The 22081-nt window shown below is 57.8% G+C and carries 21 protein-coding genes; 5 read left to right on the plus strand and 16 right to left on the minus strand.

Translation table 11 applies throughout. The features are described 5' to 3' along the window. Positions 1-5: 5 nt before the first annotated feature. The 4 genes from LCM21_RS11395 to scpA all read right to left on the minus strand — a co-directional run bounded on the left by LCM21_RS11395 (position 6) and on the right by scpA (position 4048). Positions 6-686 carry a molecular chaperone DjiA gene (locus tag LCM21_RS11395; RefSeq protein ID WP_068335816.1) on the minus strand — a complete coding sequence of 227 codons (681 nt, stop codon included), beginning with the start codon at positions 684-686 and terminating at the stop codon, positions 6-8. 45 nt (positions 687-731) lie between these two features. After that, positions 732-1220 (minus strand): GNAT family N-acetyltransferase, encoded by a 489-nt coding sequence (locus LCM21_RS11400; protein WP_224890716.1) that lies wholly within the window; start codon positions 1218-1220, stop codon positions 732-734. Continuing rightward, on the minus strand, positions 1217-1819 hold the full coding sequence (locus tag LCM21_RS11405; protein ID WP_224890717.1) for a VOC family protein: 603 nt from the start codon (positions 1817-1819) through the stop codon (positions 1217-1219). Before LCM21_RS11405 ends, LCM21_RS11400 begins: the two co-directional genes overlap by 4 nt. A gap of 102 nt (positions 1820-1921) precedes the next feature. Beyond that, a complete protein-coding gene (gene scpA / locus LCM21_RS11410; protein ID WP_224890718.1) occupies positions 1922-4048 on the minus strand; it encodes a methylmalonyl-CoA mutase in 2127 nt (708 codons plus the stop codon). Positions 4049-4216: 168 nt separating this feature from the next. On the opposite strand from scpA, the gene LCM21_RS11415 reads away from it, so the two are divergent. Further along, positions 4217-4663, plus strand: coding sequence for a DUF4174 domain-containing protein (locus LCM21_RS11415; protein WP_224890719.1), 447 nt, complete (start codon positions 4217-4219; stop codon positions 4661-4663). 67 nt (positions 4664-4730) lie between these two features. Here LCM21_RS11415 and LCM21_RS11420 read toward each other — a convergent pair whose 3' ends face one another. Both LCM21_RS11420 and LCM21_RS11425 read right to left on the minus strand, forming a co-directional pair. Beyond that, complete coding sequence (locus LCM21_RS11420; protein ID WP_224890720.1) at positions 4731-6776, minus strand: acetyl-CoA carboxylase biotin carboxylase subunit; 2046 nt, start codon at positions 6774-6776, stop codon at positions 4731-4733. Positions 6777-6890: 114 nt separating this feature from the next. Next, positions 6891-7094: a hypothetical protein gene (locus LCM21_RS11425; protein WP_224890721.1), complete on the minus strand. Its 204-nt coding sequence runs from the start codon at positions 7092-7094 to the stop codon at positions 6891-6893. Positions 7095-7735: 641 nt separating this feature from the next. On the opposite strand from LCM21_RS11425, the gene LCM21_RS11430 reads away from it, so the two are divergent. Further along, complete coding sequence (locus tag LCM21_RS11430) at positions 7736-8893, plus strand: DcaP family trimeric outer membrane transporter (protein ID WP_224890722.1); 1158 nt, start codon at positions 7736-7738, stop codon at positions 8891-8893. Between the two features lie 87 nt (positions 8894-8980). On the opposite strand, the gene LCM21_RS11435 is transcribed toward LCM21_RS11430, so the two are convergent. From LCM21_RS11435 to LCM21_RS11445, 3 genes are all read right to left on the minus strand, one after another. Further along, the gene (locus tag LCM21_RS11435; protein ID WP_068335833.1) at positions 8981-9334 is read right to left on the minus strand and encodes a hypothetical protein; all 354 of its coding nucleotides are present in this window, start codon (positions 9332-9334) and stop codon (positions 8981-8983) included. 130 nt (positions 9335-9464) lie between these two features. After that, a complete protein-coding gene (locus LCM21_RS11440; protein WP_224890723.1) occupies positions 9465-9872 on the minus strand; it encodes a DUF6497 family protein in 408 nt (135 codons plus the stop codon). A 177-nt stretch (positions 9873-10049) separates the two neighbouring features. After that, positions 10050-11582, minus strand: coding sequence for an acyl-CoA carboxylase subunit beta (locus LCM21_RS11445; protein ID WP_224890724.1), 1533 nt, complete (start codon positions 11580-11582; stop codon positions 10050-10052). A gap of 183 nt (positions 11583-11765) precedes the next feature. Here LCM21_RS11445 and LCM21_RS11450 point away from each other — a divergent pair, with 183 nt between their 5' ends. Both LCM21_RS11450 and LCM21_RS11455 read left to right on the plus strand, forming a co-directional pair. Then, the gene (locus LCM21_RS11450; RefSeq protein WP_224890725.1) at positions 11766-12971 is read left to right on the plus strand and encodes a multidrug effflux MFS transporter; all 1206 of its coding nucleotides are present in this window, start codon (positions 11766-11768) and stop codon (positions 12969-12971) included. A gap of 65 nt (positions 12972-13036) precedes the next feature. Further along, the gene (locus LCM21_RS11455; RefSeq protein ID WP_224890726.1) at positions 13037-14437 is read left to right on the plus strand and encodes a helix-turn-helix domain-containing protein; all 1401 of its coding nucleotides are present in this window, start codon (positions 13037-13039) and stop codon (positions 14435-14437) included. 72 nt (positions 14438-14509) lie between these two features. Here LCM21_RS11455 and LCM21_RS11460 read toward each other — a convergent pair whose 3' ends face one another. From LCM21_RS11460 to LCM21_RS11485, 6 genes are all read right to left on the minus strand, one after another. Then, positions 14510-14749, minus strand: a complete 240-nt coding sequence (locus LCM21_RS11460; RefSeq protein ID WP_224890727.1) for an HP1242/YdcH family protein — start codon at positions 14747-14749, stop codon at positions 14510-14512. 78 nt (positions 14750-14827) lie between these two features. Next, on the minus strand, positions 14828-16486 hold the full coding sequence (betA, locus tag LCM21_RS11465) for a choline dehydrogenase (RefSeq protein WP_224890728.1): 1659 nt from the start codon (positions 16484-16486) through the stop codon (positions 14828-14830). A gap of 72 nt (positions 16487-16558) precedes the next feature. After that, the gene (gene betC / locus LCM21_RS11470) at positions 16559-18067 is read right to left on the minus strand and encodes a choline-sulfatase (RefSeq protein WP_224890729.1); all 1509 of its coding nucleotides are present in this window, start codon (positions 18065-18067) and stop codon (positions 16559-16561) included. After that, a complete protein-coding gene (gene betI, locus LCM21_RS11475) occupies positions 18064-18636 on the minus strand; it encodes a choline-binding transcriptional repressor BetI (RefSeq protein ID WP_068336376.1) in 573 nt (190 codons plus the stop codon). The genes betC and betI overlap by 4 nt, the downstream gene beginning before the upstream one ends. Before the next feature lie 87 nt (positions 18637-18723). After that, positions 18724-19632 (minus strand): DMT family transporter, encoded by a 909-nt coding sequence (locus tag LCM21_RS11480; RefSeq protein WP_224890730.1) that lies wholly within the window; start codon positions 19630-19632, stop codon positions 18724-18726. Between the two features lie 40 nt (positions 19633-19672). Then, the gene (locus LCM21_RS11485) at positions 19673-20272 is read right to left on the minus strand and encodes a LysE/ArgO family amino acid transporter (protein WP_224890731.1); all 600 of its coding nucleotides are present in this window, start codon (positions 20270-20272) and stop codon (positions 19673-19675) included. 86 nt (positions 20273-20358) lie between these two features. Between LCM21_RS11485 and LCM21_RS11490 the strand changes: the two genes are divergently transcribed. Next, a complete protein-coding gene (locus LCM21_RS11490) occupies positions 20359-21264 on the plus strand; it encodes a LysR family transcriptional regulator ArgP (RefSeq protein WP_224890732.1) in 906 nt (301 codons plus the stop codon). Between the two features lie 62 nt (positions 21265-21326). On the opposite strand, the gene LCM21_RS11495 is transcribed toward LCM21_RS11490, so the two are convergent. After that, entirely contained in the window at positions 21327-22067 is a 741-nt protein-coding gene (locus tag LCM21_RS11495) for a YebC/PmpR family DNA-binding transcriptional regulator (RefSeq protein WP_224890733.1), read from the minus strand. Positions 22068-22081: the final 14 nt, after the last annotated feature.

Here is a 22081-nt window from a genome sequence, read left to right on the forward strand (position 1 = left end):
CCCTGTCAGGCCTGCGCGCCGTTGATTTCGTCCCACGCGCGATTTATGTCGATCATCTTCTTTTCGGCAAGTCGAATGGCTTCTTCAGGCACCCCGCGCGCCATCATCGCATCGGGATGGGTTTCACGCACCAACTGCCGCCAGACCTTGCGGATATCTGGCAGTGGCATGTCGCGCGGCACACCCAGAACTGTGTACGGATCACTCGGCGCGTCAGGAACAAATCGTGTGCGCAAAGCCAGGAACTGAGCCTCAGTCTGGCCGAAAATCCGGCTGACTTGCTCCAGAAACTCATTCTCGTTCGGATGATAGAACCCATCCGCCATGGCGATGTGAAAAAGCCCCTCCATCAGATCGCAAAGCGTGGTCGCATCATCTTCGAACATACGGGCGATTTTTCGGGCGTAATCCTGATATCCGGCGACATCGGTTCGGGCCATATCAAAGACGCGGGCCGCGTTGGCTTCGTCCTTGCGCGCAATCTGGAAGACTTCCCGGAACGCAGTAACCTCATCCCGTGTCACCTGCCCGTCAGCCTTGGCCATTTTTGCACCCAACGCAATCACGGCAATCGCAAACGCGACCGAGCGTTCCGGCGGGGCGCGCAGTTTTTCAAATACAGCCGTCAGGCTTTCACCTTGGGAAAGCGCGCTCAGCGCGTCGGATATACGAGTCCAGATCGACATGGGTGCACCCTATCGCTCTTGTTCACCACTGTCAGGTGCGACCGATCACCCTGAGGCGAGAATTTTCTGCATCAACAAAAGATTCAAACGTTTTCCCCACTTAAGGCCGACCTCGGGCATGTGGCCAACTTGCCTGTAGCGAAGCGCGGCGTGAAACGCGACCGCGCCCGCATTGGCCGAAGAAATTCCTGCGACCAGAACGTGTATGCCCTGTTTCCGCGCAGCATCCTCAAGCGCGGACAACAAGGCGCGCCCGGTCCCCTGCCCACGCGCCTCTGGAGCCAGTTGAATGCTATGCTCGCGGCATTCCGCATATCCCGGCCCGTTTCGAAATGCGCCATAGGTCGCAAACCCCAGAACCTGTGCGTTTTCTTCAGCCACCAGAAAGGCGGGACCGCGTGCTTGGATATCCTTGGCTACGGCATCAACCTCACGCTCGTCAGTAGTGAATGTCACCAGCGTTTCGCGAATGATCGTGTTGGTGATTTCCGCGATTGCAGCTGCATCCCCGATCTGGGCTTGACGGATGTTCATTCGAGAACACGCGGACCATGAGGCGTTTCAAATTCAGCACGCAACGCGGCTGGACCGGTGTCGAACACCACGGTTTCCATATCTCCGATCAAGCGCGCCAAATCCAGAGCGTCGGGGTGGAAAACCACCAGTCGCTTTAAGCGGCAGCCGCTGTCTTCAAGCATCTTGGCCGGGTGAAGGTCACCATGCCATCGGATCAGTGCCGGAAACAGGTTATCGAAAGGCAGTCGCCCATTGGCAGGCACCGCCATTTGCCACCTCAGCGCGCCTCGGGCCAGCTCGACCGGCTTTCCTGCATCATCGGGCAAGATGGACAATGCCGCATCAATGTCCGAGACCCGACAAATCCAGTTTGTCAGCCGGGCTGAGCCAGAAAACCGGTCAAGGTCGAACCACCTTGTACGCTGTGGCTGGGGCGCATTGGGGTCGATTGCAATCGCCTCTAGGTACAACCCATCGCGCAACCCCAGCAGCCGGTTATGCGTGCCAAAAGTTTCATGTTTGCCGCCACCTTGAAGCGGCACCCCCAAGACGTGTTCGATATGGGCGGCTGCCTGTTCCAGTGTCTCACCCGCAACGGCCAAATGATCCAGCAACACGTGCGACCTCCATCAAAAACGACCAGACCCGTATGGTCTGGTCGCATGTACCCACCACTTGCAGAGGATCACAAGATTTTTCAGATAAAAACCCGGCTGATCTTAAGCTTTGGCTTCTCTGATGAGCCGCAGAATATCTTGTGCTGCATTGGGGATGTTCGTACCTGGGCCAAAGATCGCCTTAACGCCGTGATCATAGAGGAACTGGTAGTCCTGCTGCGGGATCACACCGCCGCAAATGACAATGATATCCTCGGCACCGGCTTTCTTCAGTTCCTCAACCAATTGCGGCGCCAGCGTCTTGTGGCCCGCGGCCTGAGAGGAGATGCCGACAACGTGCACGTCATTGTCCAAAGCATCCTGCGCAGCCTCGGCAGGGGTCTGGAACAGCGGGCCAACGTCCACGTCGAACCCGATATCCGCAAAGGCTGTGGCGATCACTTTGGCACCGCGGTCGTGACCGTCCTGCCCCATTTTGACAACCAGCAAACGGGGGCGGCGACCTTCGGCCTCGGCGAAGTCTTCGATGGATTTCTGAATCGCGGCAAAGCCTTCATCGCCCTCATAGGCAGCGCCGTAAACGCCAGCCAGTGTTTTTACTTCGGCGCGATGACGGCCGAATTCTTTCTCCATTGCCATGCTGATCTCTCCTACGGATGCACGGGCGCGGGCGGCCTCAACGGCGGCGGCCAGCAAATTTCCACCCTCGCGGGCGGTAGTGGTCAGATTGTCCAACGCCTGTTGGCACGCGGCGTCGTCGCGGGTGGCACGGATGCGTTCCAGTCGCGCGACCTGGGCTTCACGCACGGCGACATTGTCGACATCCAGAATATCGATCGGGTCTTCCTGTTCCTTGCGGTACTTGTTGACGCCTACGATGACTTCTTCGCCCCTGTCGATCATGGCCTGACGGCGGGCAGCGCTTTCTTCGATCCGCAGCTTGGGCATGCCACTGGCCACCGCCTTGGTCATGCCGCCCATCTCTTCGACCTCTTCCATCAGAGCCCAGGCTTTTTCGACCAGCTCATTGGTCAGGCTCTCGATATAGTAAGACCCCGCCAACGGATCGACCACATCGGTCACACCGGTTTCTTCCTGAAGCACCAACTGCGTGTTCCGCGCGATGCGGGCGGAGAAGTCAGTCGGCAGCGCGATCGCCTCATCCAGCGCATTGGTGTGCAGCGACTGGGTGCCGCCGAGAACCGCGCTCATCGCCTCGTAGGCCGTGCGGATCACGTTGTTATAGGGGTCTTGTTCCTGCAACGACACACCAGACGTCTGGCAGTGCGTGCGCAGCATCTTTGACCGTTCAGACTTCGCACCAAAATCTGTCATCACCCGGTGCCACAGCGTGCGGGCGGCACGCAGTTTTGCGATCTCCATGAAGAAATTCATGCCAATGGCAAAGAAGAAGGACAGACGGCCCGCGAACTTGTCAACGTCCATCCCGGCCTGTGTCGCGGCGCGAACATATTCACGTCCATCCGCCAGCGTGTAAGCCAGTTCCTGTACGAGGTTCGCCCCAGCCTCTTGCATGTGATAGCCGGAAATTGAGATTGAGTTGAATTTCGGCATCTCGTTCGACGTGTATTCGATGATATCCGAGATGATCCGCATCGACGGCTCGGGCGGGTAGATGTAGGTGTTGCGCACCATGAACTCTTTCAGAATGTCGTTCTGAATGGTTCCGGACAGGACGGATTTGTCGTGGCCCTGCTCCTCTCCTGCAACGATGAAGTTTGCAAGAATCGGGATCACCGCGCCGTTCATCGTCATCGAGACCGAGACCTTGTCCAGCGGAATGCCGTCAAACAGGATTTTCATATCCTCGACACTGTCGATGGCCACACCGGCCTTGCCGACGTCACCAACCACGCGCGGATGATCGCTGTCGTATCCTCGGTGCGTCGCCAGGTCGAAAGCGACGGAAACGCCCTGTTGGCCCGCCGCCAGATTTCGGCGATAGAACGCGTTGGATTCCTCGGCGGTCGAGAAGCCTGCATACTGCCGGATTGTCCAAGGGCGCCCGGCATACATCGTGGCCTTTACCCCGCGTGTAAACGGACCAAACCCCGGCAAAGACCCCATATGCGGCAAATTGGCGGTATCTTCTTGCGTATAGAGCGGTTTGACATCGATGCCTTCCAAGGTTTCCTTGGTCAGATCTTCCAGCGGACGCCCGCGCAGCTCTTTCTCGGCTAGGGCTTGCCAGTCTTTGGTATCGGTCATGGCGATTTCCTTTTCTTTATTCGGGTCGCGTCGGAAGGTCATCCGCGCGATGTGATATCCGACAGGGCCGGTTCAGGCCCGGTCAAACGCAAGTTTTTGAACGCCGCGTGCATTTCGTCGGTCGCATTCACAAACACAGGGGCTATATTCAACCCAACAGGAGGACTTATGACACGAACGCTTGCCCTTGTTTTCTTGGTACTATTCCCGCTGGCCGCAGTGGCTGCCGACGGGTCTGCACCGGCAGAGGATGACTTCGTCCGGCCCGTTGGCGACAGCGAACTCAGCGAGTTTCTGTGGGTCAGTCGACCCATCATCGTCTTCGCCGACACGCCCGCCGACCCGCGGTTCCAGCAACAGATCGACATGCTGGTCGAAGGCGAAGCAGCCATGCGGGACCGCGATGTGGTCGTGCTGACAGATACAGACCCGGCCGCGCTCTCTCCGATCCGATCGGAATTGCGACCGCGCGGGTTCCAGATGGTGTTCGTCGACAAGGACGGTGTGGTCAAACTGCGCAAACCCGCACCATGGAGCGTGCGCGAGATTGGCCGTTCAATCGACAAGACGCCCCTGCGCGAACGCGAGATCCGCGAGCGACGCGAGGGCGGGTGAACAGCCTCACCCCACCCGGCGCAAGGCGCCGGGACCATCCGGAGATATGGCGAACACAAGGTCATGGTCATTCGAATTCGATAATCACATCGTCCACGGCAAGGCTGTCGCCCGGGCCAGCGTTGATCTTGGCAACGACACCCTTCTTTTCGGCCCGCAGGATGTTCTCCATCTTCATCGCCTCGACCGTGCACAGCGCCTGACCTTCCTGCACCTCTTGCCCCACTTCGACATCGATCTTTACGATCAGGCCGGGCATCGGACAGAGAAGCATCTTGGATGTATCAGGCGGAAGTTTCTCGGGCATCAGTCTGGCCAGTTCCGCCTGACGCGGACGGCGCACATGCACCTTCAGGTCCGCGCCGCGGTTTCGCACACGGAACCCGCCCGAGATTTTGCCGACCTTCATCACCAGAGGATTGCCATCCACGTCAACTAAAGCCAATTGATCGCCGGGGGTCCAGTCCGATGAGACACGCAGAGTCTCACCATCATCGAATTTGACCGTCGCACCCTGTTTGTCGGCTTTGACCTTCACATCAAATTCCAACCCCTGCAACGCGACGTTCCACCGCTTGCCCACCTTGCGCTCGTGATTGTCCATACGGCCCGAGACACGTGTGCGGCGAATCTCGGCCACCCGATGCATCGCCGCGCAAGAGGCCGCGATCCTGCGCAGATCAGCTTCGGACAGTTCTACGCCAGCAAACCCGTCCGGGTATTCCTCAGCAATGAAGGCGGTGGTCATATCGCCGCTGATGAATTTCGGGTGGTCCATCACAGCAGACAGAAACGGCAGGTTATGACCAATGCCTTCCACCTCAAAGCTATCCAGCGCCACGCGCATCGCCTCAATCGCAGCCTCACGCGTCGGAGCCCAAGTACAAAGCTTGGCGATCATCGGGTCATAATACATGCTGATCTCGCCACCTTCGTAGACGCCCGTGTCGTTGCGGACCGCGGCCTCACCCGTGGGCGCATCCCCCTGCCATTTGCCGTTTACCAGCATCGGACCAGCGGCGGTTTCCTGCGGGGGGCGATACCGGGTCAGACGACCAATCGAGGGTAGGAAGTTGCGGTACGGGTCCTCGGCATACAGGCGGTTTTCAATCGCCCAGCCAGTCAGGGTTACATCATCTTGCGTGATCGTCAGCTTTTCACCTGCCGCCACGCGGATCATCTGTTCAACCAGATCGACACCGGTGATCAGTTCGGTGACGGGGTGTTCGACCTGAAGGCGCGTGTTCATTTCCAGGAAGTAGAAGTTCTTTTCCCCATCGACGATGAACTCAACTGTGCCCGCACTGGCGTAGTTCACGGCCTTGGCCAGCGCGACCGCCTGTTCCCCCATCGCCTTGCGCGTTTCTGGATCAAGGAAGGGCGACGGCGCCTCTTCAACTACCTTCTGGTTGCGACGCTGGATCGAGCATTCACGCTCGCCCAGATAGATCCCGTTGCCGTGGGTGTCGCACAAAACCTGAATCTCGATATGGCGAGGTTGAGTCACGAATTTCTCGATGAAAATCCGGTCGTCCCCGAACGAGTTCGCAGCTTCGTTCTTGGATGACTGGAAGCCTTCGCGCGCTTCTTCATCATTCCAGGCGATCCGCATACCCTTGCCGCCGCCCCCGGCGCTGGCCTTGATCATGACCGGATAGCCGATTTCGTTTGATATCTTAACCGCCTCATCCGCGTCTTGGATCAGCCCCATATAGCCCGGGACTGTCGATACACCTGCATCCTGAGCGATCTTCTTCGAGGTGATCTTGTCGCCCATCGCCTCAATCGCACCTTTCGGAGGTCCAACAAACGCAACCCCTTCCGCCTCAAGCGCCTCGGCGAATTTTGCATTTTCTGACAGGAAGCCATAGCCGGGGTGTACCGCTTGGGCACCGCTTTGCCGAATGGCGTCCATCACCTTGTCGATGACAATGTAGGACTGGTTCGCAGGCGGCGGCCCGATGTGCACCGCCTCATCCGCCATCGAAACATGCAGCGCGTTCTTGTCTGCATCTGAGTAAATGGCGACCGTGCCGATACCCATCTTGCGCGCGGTTTTTATAACGCGGCAGGCGATCTCACCCCGGTTGGCGATCAGGATCTTGTTGAACATGGAACGTCCTTTGTCTTGGTGTTTTGGAAACGCGAAACGCCGCCACAGGGTTTTAGCCCCATGACGGCGTCTTGCGCGATTACGGTCAGAGCGACAGGCGCCCCGAAGTCTGTATTAGTAACAGTTCCGTTGTGTTTTGCAGAATAGCACGTTGCCGGCGGCACCCACCGCGGCGCCGACGAACGGATCGGCGCTGAGGACCGCCGCGCCCAGCGCGCCTGCGCCCCCGCCCAACAGCGCCTGTTCGCCGGTCGAGTCACCACAGGCCGCGAGGCCCGTACAGGTCGCAACGGCCAGGAAGAATTTTGAGAATCGCATACGCTCTGCCTCTTTTCAGTTATTGATTCACTGAAGCGCAGATGCAGCAACCGGGGGTTGATATTCAATATCAAGCGCGGTTTTTTCGGGTTTTGCGCAGGTTTATGCCGTAGGTCGCGCGCAAAGAAAAACGCGGGCAAGACGTTGTGGGTTTCACAAGCCTGCCCGCGCAAGGAAGGGGTACGGAATAGTAGGTGCTTGTGCGGCGCAGGCAAAGTAGAGCCGCACGGCACAGGTAGAATGCACGCGGCGTAACAGGCGGCAAAGACTGAAGTGTTACCTGTTGGGATTCCGGCTGGAATCTGCCCATGCAACAAAACGCCGCGCAAATTAGTGCCGAGAGAAATAGACCTCGACGCACATGCCCCAAGGCGCGTCACCGTCACAATTCTGTTACACGCGGCGACAATCAAAGCACGCTGCAAAATTACGTTAACGCTATCAGTCTTCAGCAATTCGGCAGGAATTTTCGGTGGTAACAGGGTTTTAGCAGCGGCCATCACAGCAGCGTGATTTTTAATCAAGAAATTCGCACATTTCCTTGAATTATAAATAGTTTTTCGTCTCAGTCTCGTGATTTCCTTGAATAACCGCTGCGTGAAAATGTGCGCGTGCATAATTGCACACAAGGAAACACCCAAATGAAAAGACGAAATACGAAGGCAATCCTGCTCACTGCAACAGTACTGAGTGCAACGAGCACGCTTGCCTTTGCCGAAGACGCACAAACCCAAGCCGAGCTGGAAGCTCTGCGCGCCCGGGTTGAAGCTCTCGAAGCCAATAGCGCCGGTTCCGGAACCGGGGACCTTCGTGTCGGTAGCACATCCCTGGATGTCTACGGCTACGTCAAAGCCGACTTCTTCTATGACTTCGACTTCGACCAAGGCGACACAGCCTTTGTGAACGTTATCGGTGAACCCTCTCGCGCCACCAACGGAAAATTTGGCGCCACTGTTCGCCAATCGCGGATTGGATTGCGCACTCTCACGCCCAGCGAAATCGGTGACATCGGTGGACAGTTGGAAGTTGACCTGTTTGGCTCGAGCGGCACCGCCGAATTCCGGATACGCCATGCCAATATCACGATCGGTGACCACTGGCTGATCGGTCAGACCTGGACGAACTTCATGGCGCTGGACTCTTATCCCCGCACGGTTGAATTCAACGGACCTGTTGGCGTTCTCTTTGCCCGGACACCGCAGGTGCGCTACACCGGCAAACTCGGCGCGCACACCACGTTCACCGCGTCTGTCGAAGAAAACGTCGGCTCCTCGAGGTCGGATGACCCTGTTCTGACGGCCGCTGTCGAGTTCAAAAACGATAAGTACAGCGCCCGTGCGGCTGCGCTTTACAGCAAGGCGAAGTCCGCCGATGGCAATACCGAGGTTGACCAAACCGGCTTCACTGTCGGCGCCACGGCCAAACTCTGGAAAGGTGGGCTTTTCACGGCCAACTACACCGACGGCGAGGCGATTGGCCCGTACCTGATCGGTGGCGGTGATGCGATCGTTGGTGGCCGGGCCAACGACGCGGACGGCTACTCGCTTGAGCTCCGCCAGGACATAGGGGAAAAACTGAACATCGGTATCGCCTATGGTAGCGAAGACTATGACCTTGCGAGCTCGACCGGTACGCTGGCTTTCACCGAACTCGAAACGATCCACGTCAACGCGTTCTACAAAGCCACGGATAACCTGACCCTGAGCGCCGAATACTTCTACGGCGAGCGGAATGACGCGCCTACGGGCCGGGATTTCGACGGCGACCGTATTCAGCTTGCCGCGCAGCTGAACTTCTAAGCACACAGCCCTGCCCTGCCCGACACCGGGCAGGGTTTTTTCCGAAGACACGTTCGGGTGGGTATGCACTACAGCGGCCTGCACGGCTTAACGCACCTCGTTGAAAATATCCGGAAACGATATGCGCGCCGCGTCCACATCTATCACCAGCAAGGCCTCGTAGCTGGCCGGATCAAACGGATCTTCGGCAGCAATGACTTCGCGCTCGAATAGCCAACTCAGCCGACCCGCGTCCAAGTTGCCGCGTTCGAAAGGTTGGTCGCCAAAATGCTGCCACAGCGCCTCCATGAAGGCCGCATCGGCACGACGGTCTGCGGGCTTGCGATCCCGGAACCGTTCGCGCCGAGAGATCGGCGTGATACCTTTTGGGTTGGCACGGCGAATAGTGAACTGAAAATCGGTTCCGGGAAGCCGTCCGGGGAATCCACGGTGTTTCAGCATATCGCCACCTTTTTATCGATCATATAAGGGGAAACATGCCCGTTCCCCCACGCAGACAGAATCATTATGCGCACCTCCAAAGCCGCATTTGGTTTCAGAAACGTCCGGTTTTTTCGAAAACGTTTCATGGTCAGAAGCCCTCCCAGATACATTGGGATTGCTCCAGCCGATAGGCTTCGAAGAACTGAGTTGCATCGGGCGCCGACCGCCCGAATTCGATAGGTCGGTCAGACAGAGAAATAACAACCCGCGCCGGTTCGAGATCGTATTTGGCGACATAGGCGACCGCGAGCGTCTGACACAAATGCGCCATATCGACCGAGGCCACATCATATCCGATCCGCCCCACCGTCGAACCGATCTTGGGCGCGATAAATCGAAACCTGACCCACAGCTCACCCGGACTGTTGTCCAGCAGCACATCGGTCAGATGTACGGGCTGTCCAGACGGAACCGGCAGCAGGTTTTCGGATTTGGCGGAGGCAGGGTTGACGCATGAAAGACATATCAGAGCAAGAGCGCGACCCCAGACCTGCAAGGTGCAGGCTCCTCTCTCCGGGGTCGCGCGCGCTTGGCTTAAGGCCCGCGCTTTTCTATGTCTGATAGGGCTATTCATTTATCAGCTTTATTCTCTATGTCAAACGCTCTGGTTGTCCCGTCTGCCACGGTTTGCACGCACAGCGTTCTGCTACCGACGCACCCGTCGCGGTTTCCTCTACAGCGGAATATTGTCGTGCTTTTTCCACGGGTTTTTCAGTTTCTTGTTGCGAAGGCTCGCAAATGCGCGGGAAACACGGCGGCGGGTGGATTGGGGCATAATCACCTCGTCAATAAAACCACGCTCAGCCGCAACGAATGGGTTGGCGAAGCGGTTTTCGTAGTCTTGCGCGTGCTGCGCGATTTTCTCATCGTTGCCCAGATCGGCACGGTGGATGATCTCGGTCGCGCCCTTGGCGCCCATCACAGCGATCTCGGCTGTGGGCCAGGCATAGTTGAAATCACCACGCAGATGCTTTGAAGCCATAACGTCATATGCGCCACCATAAGCCTTGCGGGTGATAACAGTGACCTTCGGAACCGTCGCCTCGCCATAGGCAAACAGCAGCTTGGCACCATGCTTGATGACACCGCCGTATTCTTGCGATGTCCCCGGCAAAAAGCCCGGCACATCCACGAAAGTCAGGATCGGAATTTCGAAACAGTCGCAGAACCGCACGAAGCGCGCGGCCTTGCGGCTGCTGTCGATGTCCAGGCAGCCGGCCAACACCATCGGCTGGTTCGCCACGACCCCAACGGTCTGTCCCTCCAGCCGGATAAAACCGGTGATGATGTTCTTGGCGTAGTCTTCCTGAATTTCGTAGAAATCACCCTCATCCGCCACCTTGGTGATCAGCTCTTTCATGTCATAGGGAGTGTTCGGATTGTCCGGGATCAGAGTATCCAGCGAGGTTTCGACCCGTTCCGGGCTGTCAAAGAAGGGACGCACCGGGGGCTTTTCACGGTTGTTCAGCGGTAGGAAATCGACAAGACGGCGTACTTCGGCCAGTGCTTCGACATCATTTTCGAACGCGCCATCGGCGACCGAGGATTTCTTGGTGTGGGTCGATGCGCCGCCCAGTTCTTCGGCGGTGACAACTTCGTTGGTAACGGTTTTTACGACGTCAGGGCCGGTCACGAACATGTACGACGTGTCTTTGACCATAAAGATAAAATCGGTCATTGCCGGGCTGTAAACCGCGCCACCAGCGCAGGGCCCCATGATGACGCTGATCTGCGGCACCACGCCCGACGCCATGATGTTCCGCTGGAACACCTCGGCATAACCCGCCAGCGACGCCACGCCTTCTTGGATTCGCGCCCCCCCCGAGTCGTTGATCCCGATAACCGGCGCGCCATTCTGGATCGCCATATCCATGATCTTGCAGATTTTCTGCGCGTGGGTTTCCGACAGCGATCCGCCGAACACTGTGAAATCCTGACTGAACACATACACCATCCGGCCATTGATCGTACCCCAGCCGGTCACCACGCCATCGCCCGCTGGTTTTTGATTTTCCATCCCAAAATCTGTGCAGCGGTGGCTGACGAACATATCGAACTCTTCGAAACTGCCTTCATCCAACAGCAGGTCGATACGTTCGCGCGCGGTCAGCTTGCCGCGGCCGTGCTGTGCGTCGATGCGCTTTTGCCCACCGCCCAGCCGGGCTTCGTTGCGACGGTCTTCAAGCTCTGTCAGGATGTCTTTCATGGCGCTAATCCCCTGTGAATTTTGCGCGACACTATACCCAGACGCGCCTAAGCCAAAGCGTCTTTCGGCAAATTTGCAAATGTTTGAAAACTTACAGATGGAAAACTGTAAATTAGCTAATCTATCCCTTTCAGTCGCGTTCTTGCATGGCATTCCTTGTTGAGCTTAATGTACACGTGAACCATGCAGTTCAGTTCAAGTCAGGCGCACCGCTCGCCCCCCACAATTTACACTCTCGTATTGCTGTCGGGGCTGTCGGCGCTCAGCCTGAATTTGTTCCTGCCCAGCCTGCCGAACATGGCGCTGCATTTTCAGACCGACTACAAGGTCATGCAATTGTCGATTGCGCTGTATTTGCTGGTTAATGCAGTGCTTCAAATCCTGATCGGGCCGATTGCGGACAAAGCCGGACGACGACCTGTTCTGCTGTGGGGCTTGGTGCTGTTCCTGGCCGCGACGCTGGGGTGCATCTACGCCCCGAACGCACAGTTTTTTTTGGCCTTCCGGATGTGTCAGGCCATCGTGGTCGTGGGCATGGTACTCAGCCGGGCGGCAGTGCGGGACCTGTTTGAACAGGACAAGGCGGCTTCAATGATCGGGTATGTGACGATGGGCATGGCCGTCGTCCCCATGATCGGCCCGGCCATTGGCGGCTTCTTAGAAGAGAGTTTTGGGTGGAAGGCTAATTTCTGGCTGCCCTTCGCGCTTGGTGTAATGACGCTGGCGCTGACCTATTTCGATTTTGGCGAGACGTCGATCAAAAGCGGTAAAACGCTGATACAGCAATTCCGCGAATATCCTGAATTGCTGCGCTCCCCACGCTTTTGGGGCTATTCGATGTCCTGCGCGCTGTCATCAGGTGCGTTCTTCGCCTATCTGGGTGGAGCGCCGTTCATCGGGACTGAGGTGTTCGGCCTGAGCGCCGCACAGATTGGCGTCCTTTTTGGCGCTCCTGCGGTCGGGTATTTTGTAGGCAACTTTCTCAGCGGTCGGTACTCGGTTCGGTTTGGTGTGAACCGGATGGTTTATTGTGGGTGCTGGCTGACCACAATCGGCATAGCGTTGTCCGCCGCTCTGTTTCTTTTGGGCCTTGGAACGGCGCTCAGCTTTTTCGGGTTCATGACCTTTGTCGGTGTCGGGAATGGAATGACAATTCCCAATGCCACCTCCGGCGCCCTGTCTGTACGCCCGCATCTTGCCGCGACAGCTTCGGGTCTAAGCGGAGCGATCATGCTGGGCGGCGGTGCCGGGCTAAGCGGTCTGGCTGCGGCCCTGTTGACCAAAGACACCGGGGCGATGCCATTGCTGTGGCTGATGCTGGCTACTTCGGCGCTTGCCGTCTGCGCCATCAGTTTGGTTATCTGGCGCGAGAAGAAGCTGGGCCTGTAACACAGCTTGCACCAGACAGTTTGCAAAGTTAGCTTGCACTCAGGGAAAAGTTGCAAAGGCACGCCATGGCCACCCAAAAACTTTACGCTGGTGCAAAACTGCGCGAGATGCGGACGCGTCTGACCCTGACGCAAAAGGACTTCGCTGCCAAACTGGGCGTTTCGCTGCCTTATCTGAACCAGATGGAGAACAACAACCGGCCGATCTCAACGACGGTTGTTCTGGCGCTGGCGCAGGAATTCGGCATGGATGTGACCGAGCTGAGCACAGGCGACAGCGAGCGTTTGGTCTCGGACATGCGTGAGGCGCTGGCTGATCCGGTATTCGATGATGCAATGCCCCCGCTGGCCGATCTGCGACTGACTGCGTCGAATGCGCCGGCCCTTGCGCGCGCATTCATCGCGCTGCACCGCACCTACAGGCAAACGCATGAGCGGCTGGCCTCTTTGGATGAAGCCCTGGGGCGGGAAGACGCGCGAATTCAGGCCAGCCCCTGGGAAGAGGTGCGCGACTTCTTCCATTACTGCGACAACTACATCGATGCGGTCGACCGCGCGGCCGAGCGCTTTGCCACACGTGCAAACGACGCTGGGGGCATTCGCTCCACAGCAATCGACAGTCTTGGTGAACGCGGCATCCGGGTGCAATTTGTGGATATTGACGAAACCCGAAAATACGACGCCGACAGCAAAACCCTTCAGCTTTCCTCTCGCACCGCGCCGCAGACGCAGGTGTTCCAACTGTTGTTGCAGATGGCTTTGATCAGTCAGGATAAATTGCTGGAAGCAACGTTGGATTTTGCCAAGTTTCAAAGCGACGAAGCCCGCGCTATCGCCAAGATCGGTCTGGCCAATTATTTCGCCGGGGCTTCACTGATGCCCTATGGTGCGTTTCTGTCAGCCGCGCAAGAATACCGTCACGATCTGGAACTGCTCAGCAATCGCTTTGGCGCATCCATCGAACAGGTTGCACATCGACTGTCTACGCTGCAACGTCCGGGCGCCAAAGGCATTCCGTTCTTTTTCGTGCGGGTCGATCAGGCGGGCACGATCACCAAGCGTCACTCGGCCACCAGACTACAATTTGCGCGGTTCGGGGGTGCCTGCCCGCTGTGGAACGTTCACCGCGCCTTTGAAACCCCCGGCCATTTCCTTCGACAACTGGCAGAAACGCCCGACGGCGTGCGCTATATCTCACTGGCCAGAGATGTATCGAAGTCCGGCGGCTCATTTGGCGCACCTGTGCGCCGCTATGCCATCGCGCTTGGCTGCGAGGTGCGTCACGCCGAAGCGCTGGTCTACGCCGATAACCTCGATATAAACAACGCCAGCGCCTATGAGCCGATCGGCATCTCGTGCCGAATCTGCGAGCGAAAGAACTGCCATCAACGCTCGGTTCCACCACTGGAGCGCCGTCTTTCGATTGACGCCCATACGCGCGGCACGTTGCCTTATGAAGTCACCTGAACTTTGGCATATGTGACAGGACCGACGCAGAGTTGCGGATTGCAGCGGCGGGGGCGCGGCCCCGCCCAAGTCTTACGCTTTTGACAAAATCGCCCAGATCTCATCCTTCAGCGCAGCACGTTTCTTGCGCAACTCACCTTCGGCCAAATCTTCCATTGGCTCTATGTTTGCTTCGGCGCGATGCACGGTGCGGTTGATCTCGTGATATTCGTCCGCAAGCCTTGCGAAATGCGCGTCGGATTGCTTGAGCTGGCTCATCAATTCGACTTTGTCCGGAAATTCTTCGGCCAGTTCATGCGGGGTGTGGGACATTCCTGTTCGCTCCTAAAAGATGTCGTTGCTACCCCGGTTTATACGCCTGTCGCACGCCCCACTTTGACGCGGATCAAATCACCGCTGCGCTGTCGCCCATTTCGGATGAATCCATGGGCGATTATTGGCCCGTGGCAGAGCCTCTTTCCCAAGCAGATGATCTGAAACTTTCTCACCCACCATGATGGACGGCGCGTTCAAATTGCCGTTGGTGATCTGCGGAAAGATCGAGCTGTCGGCAACGCGCAGCCCATCCACGCCGATCACGCGGCTTTGGGGATCGACCACCGCATCTTTGTCGTCAACCTGCCCCATACGGCAGGTACCGCACGGGTGATAGGCGCTTTCGGCGTGTTCGGCGATAAAGCCGTTCAGCTCCTCATCTGTCTGCATATCCGCACCGGGCTGGATTTCCTTGCCCGCATAAGGTTTGAACGCCTCTTGTCCGAAGATTTCGCGGGTCAGGCGGATGCATTTACGAAAATCCTCCCAATCCTTTTCATGACTCATGTAATTGAACCGGATCACCGGCGCGTCCTCAGCCCGGTCCGAGCGAAGCCTGACTGTTCCCCGCGACGGAGACCGCATCGGCCCGACATGCGCCTGAAATCCGTGCCCTTCGGCTGCGGCTTGACCGTCGTACCGCACGGCCATAGGCAAAAAGTGATACTGAATATCCGGATATTCGACGCCCGGTTTAGAACGGATAAACGCCGCGCTTTCGAATTGGTTCGATGCCCCAAGGCCGGTTTTCGTGAACAGCCACTGCGCCCCGATCAGGCCCTTACTGATCAGATTCCAGTGCTTGTACAACGTGATAGGCTGCAATGAGGCCTGCTGGATATACAACTCCAGATGGTCTTGAAGGTTCCCGCCAACGCCGGGGCGATCGGCGACGACGTCAATTCCCATCTCGGCCAGATGCGCCGCCGGACCGATCCCGGACAGCATCAAAAGCTTGGGTGAGTTGATAGACGACGCCGCCAAAACCACCTCGCGCCGGGCACGGATAACTTCCTTCTTGCCGCCACGGATCAGCTCGACACCTGTGGCACGCCCGTTTTCAATCACAACCCGAGACGCCAGACCTCGAACAATATCGCAGTTTTCGCGTTTCAAAGCAGGCTTCAGATAGGCATTTGCCGCAGACCAGCGCCGTCCTTTCCAGACGGTTTGATCCATCGGACCAAAACCTTCCTGTTTCTCACCGTTGTAATCCCCAGTGACCTCATAGCCCGCCTGCTGCCCCGCATCGACGAAAGCCTGGAACAGAGGGTTTTGACGCGGCCCCCGCGAAACATGCAGCGGACCATCTTTGCCGCGCCATTCCGCATCACCTCCGTGACCACCATCGTGCCATGTCTCCATGCGCTTGTAGTAAGGCAGCACGTCGGCATAGGACCAGCCATCGGCCCCCATTTCGGCCCACGTGTCAAAGTCGCGCGCATGACCGCGCACATAGACCATCCCATTGATCGAGGACGACCCACCAATCACCTTGCCACGCGGACAGGCCAGACGGCGGTTGTTCAGATGCGGCTCGGGTTCGGATTGATACCCCCAGTCATAGCGCGCCATGTTCATTGGATAGCTGAGCGCGGCAGGCATCTGGATAAACGGTCCGGCATCCGTGCCGCCATGTTCGATGACCAGAACCGAAGCGCCTGCCTCGCTCAGACGATAGGCCATCGCGCAACCGGCGGATCCGGCGCCTACAATGACGAAATCTGCTTCCATTTTTCAACTCCTAGACCCGCCGCTCCAAATCAGGTGAATTACGGCGGAGTGTGTTTTCCTCGGACGGAAAGGTTATTCGCCGCGCGGGAAGCGCTGGCTTTCCTCGACGATGTTCAAATCCATGTGGTTGCGCATGTAGCGCTCTGACGCTTTCTGAAGGGGCTGATAGTCCCAGGGGTAATAACCGCCCTGCCGCAGCGCCTCGTACACAACCCATCGGCGGGCTTGGCTGGCCCGCACGTCCGCGTCGAACCGATCCAGATCCCAACGTGCCTCAGATTTCGCGCGCAGGGTCTGCAACGTCCCGGCATGCGCAGGGTTCGTGGCCAGATTGACCCGTTCCTGCGGATCAGCTTCAAGATCGAAAAGCTGATCGGGGTCCAGCGAACAGCGGTTGTACTTCCACTTGCCATACCGCAACGAGACCAGCGGTGCATTTGACGCCTCGGCCGCGTATTCCATCGCAACCGGCGCAGTGCGTTCGACCCCTTGCGCCAAGGGCACAAGATTTTCGCCATCGGTCCATGGCGCAATTTCTTTCATGTCAACGCCTGCCAGCGCGGCAAGCGTTGGGGTCACATCAAGCGTTGAAACCGGTGCCTCGATCCGTCCCGCAGGCAAGTCAGGCGCACAGATCATCAGCGGCACGCGCGACGACCCCTCGAAGAAGGTCATCTTGAACCACAATCCGCGTTCGCCCAGCATATCGCCGTGGTCCGAGACGAACAGGATGATCGCCTCTTGCCGTGTGCTTTCAAGCGCCTCAAGGATTTCGCCGATTTTGTCATCCAGGTACGAGATATTGGCAAAATAGGCGCGGCGTGACTTGCCGATGTCATCCTCGGCAATGTCGAAGCTGCGCCAGTCATTGGCATCGAAAATCCGCTTGGAATGTGGGTCTTGGTTTTCGTAGCCCAAGTCCGACACTTCGGGCAGCAGGTGGTCGCAATCTTCGTACAGGTCCCAGTATTTCCGGCGCGCTACGTAGGGATCATGCGGGTGAGTAAAGCTGACGGTCACGCACCACGGGCGGTCATCCTTGCCACGGGCCAGATCATAAAGCTTGGCCTTGGCGTGATAGGCGACCTCGTCATCATATTCCATCTGGTTGGAAATCTCGGCCACGCCGGCGCCAGTGACCGAGCCCATATTGTGATACCACCAATCGATCCGCTCGCCCGGTTTGCGATAATCCGGGGTCCAGCCGAAATCAGCCGGGTAAATATCGGTGGTCAGCCGATCTTCGAACCCGTGCAACTGATCAGGTCCGACAAAATGCATCTTGCCGGACAGGCAGGTATAATATCCCGCCCGACGCAGGTGGTGGGCATATGTGGGGATATCGCTGCGGAACTCGGCCGCATTGTCATACACCCCTGTGCGCGAGGGCAATTGCCCCGACATGAAGCTGGCCCGCCCTGGTGCGCAGAGTGGGGACGCCGTGTACGCATTAGCAAACCGTGTCGACCGCTCCGCCAGTTTCTTCAGGTTCGGGGCATGAAGCCAGTCTGCGGGACCATCGGGAAAGAGGGTTCCGTTCAGCTGATCCACCATCAGGATCAGAATGTTCGGCTGTGTCATTTTTCAGCCTCAAGCAAAGTATTGAGAACACGCAAGGCGTGGTTCACGGCCAGTTGCGGTTCCTTCGGTGCTGTAAGTGCCGCGCGAATATACAAACCGTCAATCAGGGCAATCATGTTTGCGGCCGCCTCGACCGGGTCCTGCATCAACGGACGCAGCGCGTCGACCAGATTGGACCGCATACGGGCCTGATAAATCTGCCACAGGCGCAGCGCGTCGTCGTTCGTTTGTGCCAGAACATAAAATGTCATCCACGCGGTGATGACATCAGGTGTAAAGCACGACGGTGCAAAGCAAGCACGAATAATCGCTTGCGCCCTTTGATGAGGTGCGGCCGCTTTAAGCTCGGCCCGTGCCTCATTCCCGAAGTCGGACAGGATTCGCCGCATCGCGGCCAGAAAAATTTGATCTTTACCGCCGAAATAATGATGCGCCAGCGCGCTGGACATTCCGGCCCGTTTGGCAATCTGGCTGACGGTCACATCCAGGGATTTCTTTGACCCAAGCTCGGCAATCGTCGCGCGAACGATCGCATCACGACGGATTGGTTCCATTCCGAGTTTTGGCATAGCCATCCCCTTCTCAACAATTACCGAAAAGACGCTACGGTGTTTTTATTGACTCGTCAATCAACAACAAAGTTACCGATGAGACGACTACAGCTTGGGCGCAATACTGGGCGTGGTCAGGTTGCTGCGATTCAGAACAGCTTCGCGCCAAGCGATAAAGCTGACAGCCGTCAGAATGAGTGATCCACCTGCAACTACCCATATGTCGACGCTTTCGTGAAAAACCAACGCGCCCATGAGCGTAGCCCAGATCAGCTGTAAAAACGTTACCGGCTGGGTTACGGCCACCGGGGCTGCTTGCAGCGCCAGCGTCATCAAATAGTGGCCCCCGGTGGCAAAGCAGGCGACCAGAAACAACACCCCGATATCGCGCAAAGTTGGAGGCTCCCACACTGCGACGGCAAACGGTATCAAGGCGAGCGTCACCCAAATCGACAGATGCGCCACAATGACCGAAGGCGGGATATCACGCACCAGCAATTTGGCCAGCAGGTATGACCCGCCAAGCAACAACGCAGTGCCCAGCATCGCAAGGTGCCCGGTCGAAACCTCTCGGAATCCGGGGCGCAGGATGATGACAACGCCGATCAAGGCCACCAGAATCGCGGCGATCCGGCGGAAAGCCAGCTTTTCACCCAAAAACAGCGCCGCCCCCAGCGTCACGTAAACCGGGGTCATGTAGTTCATCGCCGTAACCTCGGCTAACGGGATCTGAGTCATCGCGTAGAACCACAGCATGACGGCAATCCCGTGAACGAGTCCGCGCAACCCGAACAAGGATAGGTGCCGCGATGACAGGCGGGTTGTCAGGATAGAACGCAGCGCAGGCAGCAGAAACACCAACCCCAGGACGTAGCGTATGAAAGCCGCCTGAATGGGGCTCATGGTCGTTCCCAAGGATTTGACGAGTGCCGTCATCACCACAAAGGAAATCCCGGCAGCAAACATCCAGAACATACCCGCGAGGGGCCGCGGTGATACGGCAAGCGTTGTCATGCGCAATTCTGAACACCGAAATCGGATCAGAGACAACCCTTCACATGGCAATAAGCTTGAACGCGATACCCAGCATGACGATTCCGATTATCGAATCCAGAACCTGCCACGCGCGTGGCCGGGCAAAGACGGGGGACAGCACCCCTGCCCCGTAGCCAAGAGAAAAGAAAAACACAAAGCTGGACAACATCGCCCCTACAGCAAAAGCCATGCGGTCATCATACTGGGCCGAGATTGAGCCGATCAGCACAACCGTATCCAAATAGACATGAGGATTTAGCCACGTGAAAGCCAGCACGGTCAGCAGGACCGAACGCAGACTGGCGCGCTGGCCTTCAGACACGTCCATCACGGCCCCGCCTCGCCAGGCCGATTGCAGGCTGCGCAGCCCGTACCAGGTCAGGAAAATCGCTCCACCATACCGCATGACCGTTTCAAACCACGGCAACGCTTCGGCCAAGGCGCCGAACCCTGCGACACCGGCTGCGATCAGGAGTGCATCCGACGCCGCGCAGGTCAGGCACAGGGGCAGCACGTGCTCGCGCCGCAGCCCCTGTCGCAGCACAAAAGCGTTTTGCGCGCCAATAGCTAGGATCAGGCTGAAGCCTAAGGTGAAACCGGCGATCAAGGATGCAGACATGAAACCTCCTGTAGTCTGAGGCGTTGACTACGGATATCGACGCGTTATATCAAATTAAAGATACTGACCACAGTTAAGTTTGACTAATGTTGCTCGATCCCAATCACCTGTCCGCTCTGTCGTCGATCCTTCGCCACGGCAGCTTTGAGGCCGCTGCAGCTGAGCTTTCGGTAACGCCCTCAGCTATTTCGCAGCGGATCAAGGCGCTGGAGGACCGAGTGGGCGCAGCGCTGATCAACCGGGGAACGCCCTGCACCGGGACCCCCGCGGGGTTGCGTATCGCCCAACATGCCGAGGATATTGGCTTGCTAGAGGCCAAACTGGCCCGCGAACTGACCCTGAATCAGGCCACCGGCCCTGTCAGGGTTCGTGTGGCAGTCCCCGCAGATGTTCTGGCAACATGGTTCATTGATGCGATGGCTAAGGTGGATGGGTTGTTGTTCGATCTGGTGGTCGACGATCAGGATCATTCAGCGGAATGGCTACGCCGGGGCGAAGTCAGTGCCGCCATAACGGTGGGCGGGCAGTTGGTTTCGGGCTGCGATGCCACATCTCTGGGGGCATTGCGCTATGTCGCGACAGCCAGCCCCGAATTCATAGAAAAATGGTTCGCTAAAGGCGTAGACGAACACACATTGGCTAGCGCGCCTTGCCTGACCTTCAATCGCAAGGACAGGCTTCAGAAAGCCTGGATTGCCGAACAAACGGGCCAAGCGGTTTCTCCGCCTTCACACTTCCTGCCTTCGCCGCAGGGTTTTGTGGATGCGGCAATCGCGGGGATGGGCTGGGGCATGAACCCTGTCGGCCTGGCGCAACGCGCGCTGGACGATGGCAGGCTGCGGCCTCTGGTACAGAACGCGCCGTTGGATGTGCCGTTGACGTGGCAGGTCGGCCGCGTCTTATCTGCGGCCTTGGCGCCGCTAACCAGTGCGGTCAGACAGGCCGCCCGCGCAGCGCTGCTTCCTCCGTGCAGCGAACAATCCAGTTTTTGACCAGTCAGCGCTATGGGAGTTTGAAAAAGCTCCTCGACATCAGAAGGTGGTGATGGCGCAGATCAAAGCTGCGCCATAACCTCGTCCGAGGCATCGAAATTGGTGGTAACGCGCTGTACGTCATCGTCGTCTTCCAGCGCATCGACCAGCTTCATCAGCTTTTGCATGTCTTCAAGACCCAACTCTGTCGTGGTGGTGGGTTTCCAGACCAGTTTGGTGGACTCGGATTCGCCCAGCGCGGCTTCCAGCGCGTTGGATACGTCGTTCAGATCGGTATCTGCACACCAAATGATGTGGCCATCGTCCGAACTTTCGACATCTTCGGCACCGGCTTCAATAGCCGCTTCAAAGATCGCATCCGCATCACCTGCGGCAGCGGGATAGACAACTTCGCCCTTGCGTTCGAACATGAACCCGACCGAGCCCGTCTCACCCAGATTGCCGCCGTTCTTGGAAAAGGTCGACCGCACGGTCGAAGCGGTCCGGTTGCGGTTGTCCGTCATCGCCTCGACAATCACGGCCACGCCGTTCGGGCCATAGCCCTCATACCGGATTTCTTCGTAATCGTCGCCCTCGCCCGCAACCGATTTCTTGATGGCGCGGTCGATCACGTCCTTGGGGACCGAGTTCGACTTGGCCTCTTTCACGGCCAGACGCAGGCGCGGGTTCTTGTCAGGATCGGGGTCGCCCATTTTGGCGGCGACGGTGATCTCTTTCGACAGTTTGGAAAACAGCTTGGACCGCGCGGCGTCCTGACGTCCCTTGCGGTGCTGGATATTGGCCCATTTGGAATGGCCTGCCATGTTGCGTCCTCGTG

It is taken from the genome of Ruegeria profundi (assembly GCF_020171505.1).
Taxonomy (GTDB): Bacteria; Pseudomonadota; Alphaproteobacteria; order Rhodobacterales; family Rhodobacteraceae; genus Ruegeria; species Ruegeria profundi.

Coding starts and splice junctions, on each gene's coding strand:
- LCM21_RS11485 (WP_224890731.1), bottom strand. CDS start 20,272: ATGTCTGCATCCTTGATCGCCGGTTTCACCTTAGGCTTCAGCCTGATC.
- LCM21_RS11495 (WP_224890733.1), bottom strand. CDS start 22,067: ATGGCAGGCCATTCCAAATGGGCCAATATCCAGCACCGCAAGGGACGT.
- LCM21_RS11395 (WP_068335816.1), bottom strand. CDS start 686: ATGTCGATCTGGACTCGTATATCCGACGCGCTGAGCGCGCTTTCCCAA.
- LCM21_RS11490 (WP_224890732.1), top strand. CDS start 20,359: ATGTTGCTCGATCCCAATCACCTGTCCGCTCTGTCGTCGATCCTTCGC.
- LCM21_RS11450 (WP_224890725.1), top strand. CDS start 11,766: ATGCAGTTCAGTTCAAGTCAGGCGCACCGCTCGCCCCCCACAATTTAC.
- LCM21_RS11445 (WP_224890724.1), bottom strand. CDS start 11,582: ATGAAAGACATCCTGACAGAGCTTGAAGACCGTCGCAACGAAGCCCGG.
- betA (WP_224890728.1), bottom strand. CDS start 16,486: ATGGAAGCAGATTTCGTCATTGTAGGCGCCGGATCCGCCGGTTGCGCG.
- LCM21_RS11420 (WP_224890720.1), bottom strand. CDS start 6,776: ATGTTCAACAAGATCCTGATCGCCAACCGGGGTGAGATCGCCTGCCGC.
- LCM21_RS11425 (WP_224890721.1), bottom strand. CDS start 7,094: ATGCGATTCTCAAAATTCTTCCTGGCCGTTGCGACCTGTACGGGCCTC.
- LCM21_RS11415 (WP_224890719.1), top strand. CDS start 4,217: ATGACACGAACGCTTGCCCTTGTTTTCTTGGTACTATTCCCGCTGGCC.
- LCM21_RS11400 (WP_224890716.1), bottom strand. CDS start 1,220: ATGAACATCCGTCAAGCCCAGATCGGGGATGCAGCTGCAATCGCGGAA.
- LCM21_RS11430 (WP_224890722.1), top strand. CDS start 7,736: ATGAAAAGACGAAATACGAAGGCAATCCTGCTCACTGCAACAGTACTG.
- LCM21_RS11480 (WP_224890730.1), bottom strand. CDS start 19,632: ATGACAACGCTTGCCGTATCACCGCGGCCCCTCGCGGGTATGTTCTGG.
- LCM21_RS11455 (WP_224890726.1), top strand. CDS start 13,037: ATGGCCACCCAAAAACTTTACGCTGGTGCAAAACTGCGCGAGATGCGG.
- betC (WP_224890729.1), bottom strand. CDS start 18,067: ATGACACAGCCGAACATTCTGATCCTGATGGTGGATCAGCTGAACGGA.
- scpA (WP_224890718.1), bottom strand. CDS start 4,048: ATGACCGATACCAAAGACTGGCAAGCCCTAGCCGAGAAAGAGCTGCGC.
- LCM21_RS11460 (WP_224890727.1), bottom strand. CDS start 14,749: ATGTCCCACACCCCGCATGAACTGGCCGAAGAATTTCCGGACAAAGTC.
- LCM21_RS11435 (WP_068335833.1), bottom strand. CDS start 9,334: ATGCTGAAACACCGTGGATTCCCCGGACGGCTTCCCGGAACCGATTTT.
- betI (WP_068336376.1), bottom strand. CDS start 18,636: ATGCCAAAACTCGGAATGGAACCAATCCGTCGTGATGCGATCGTTCGC.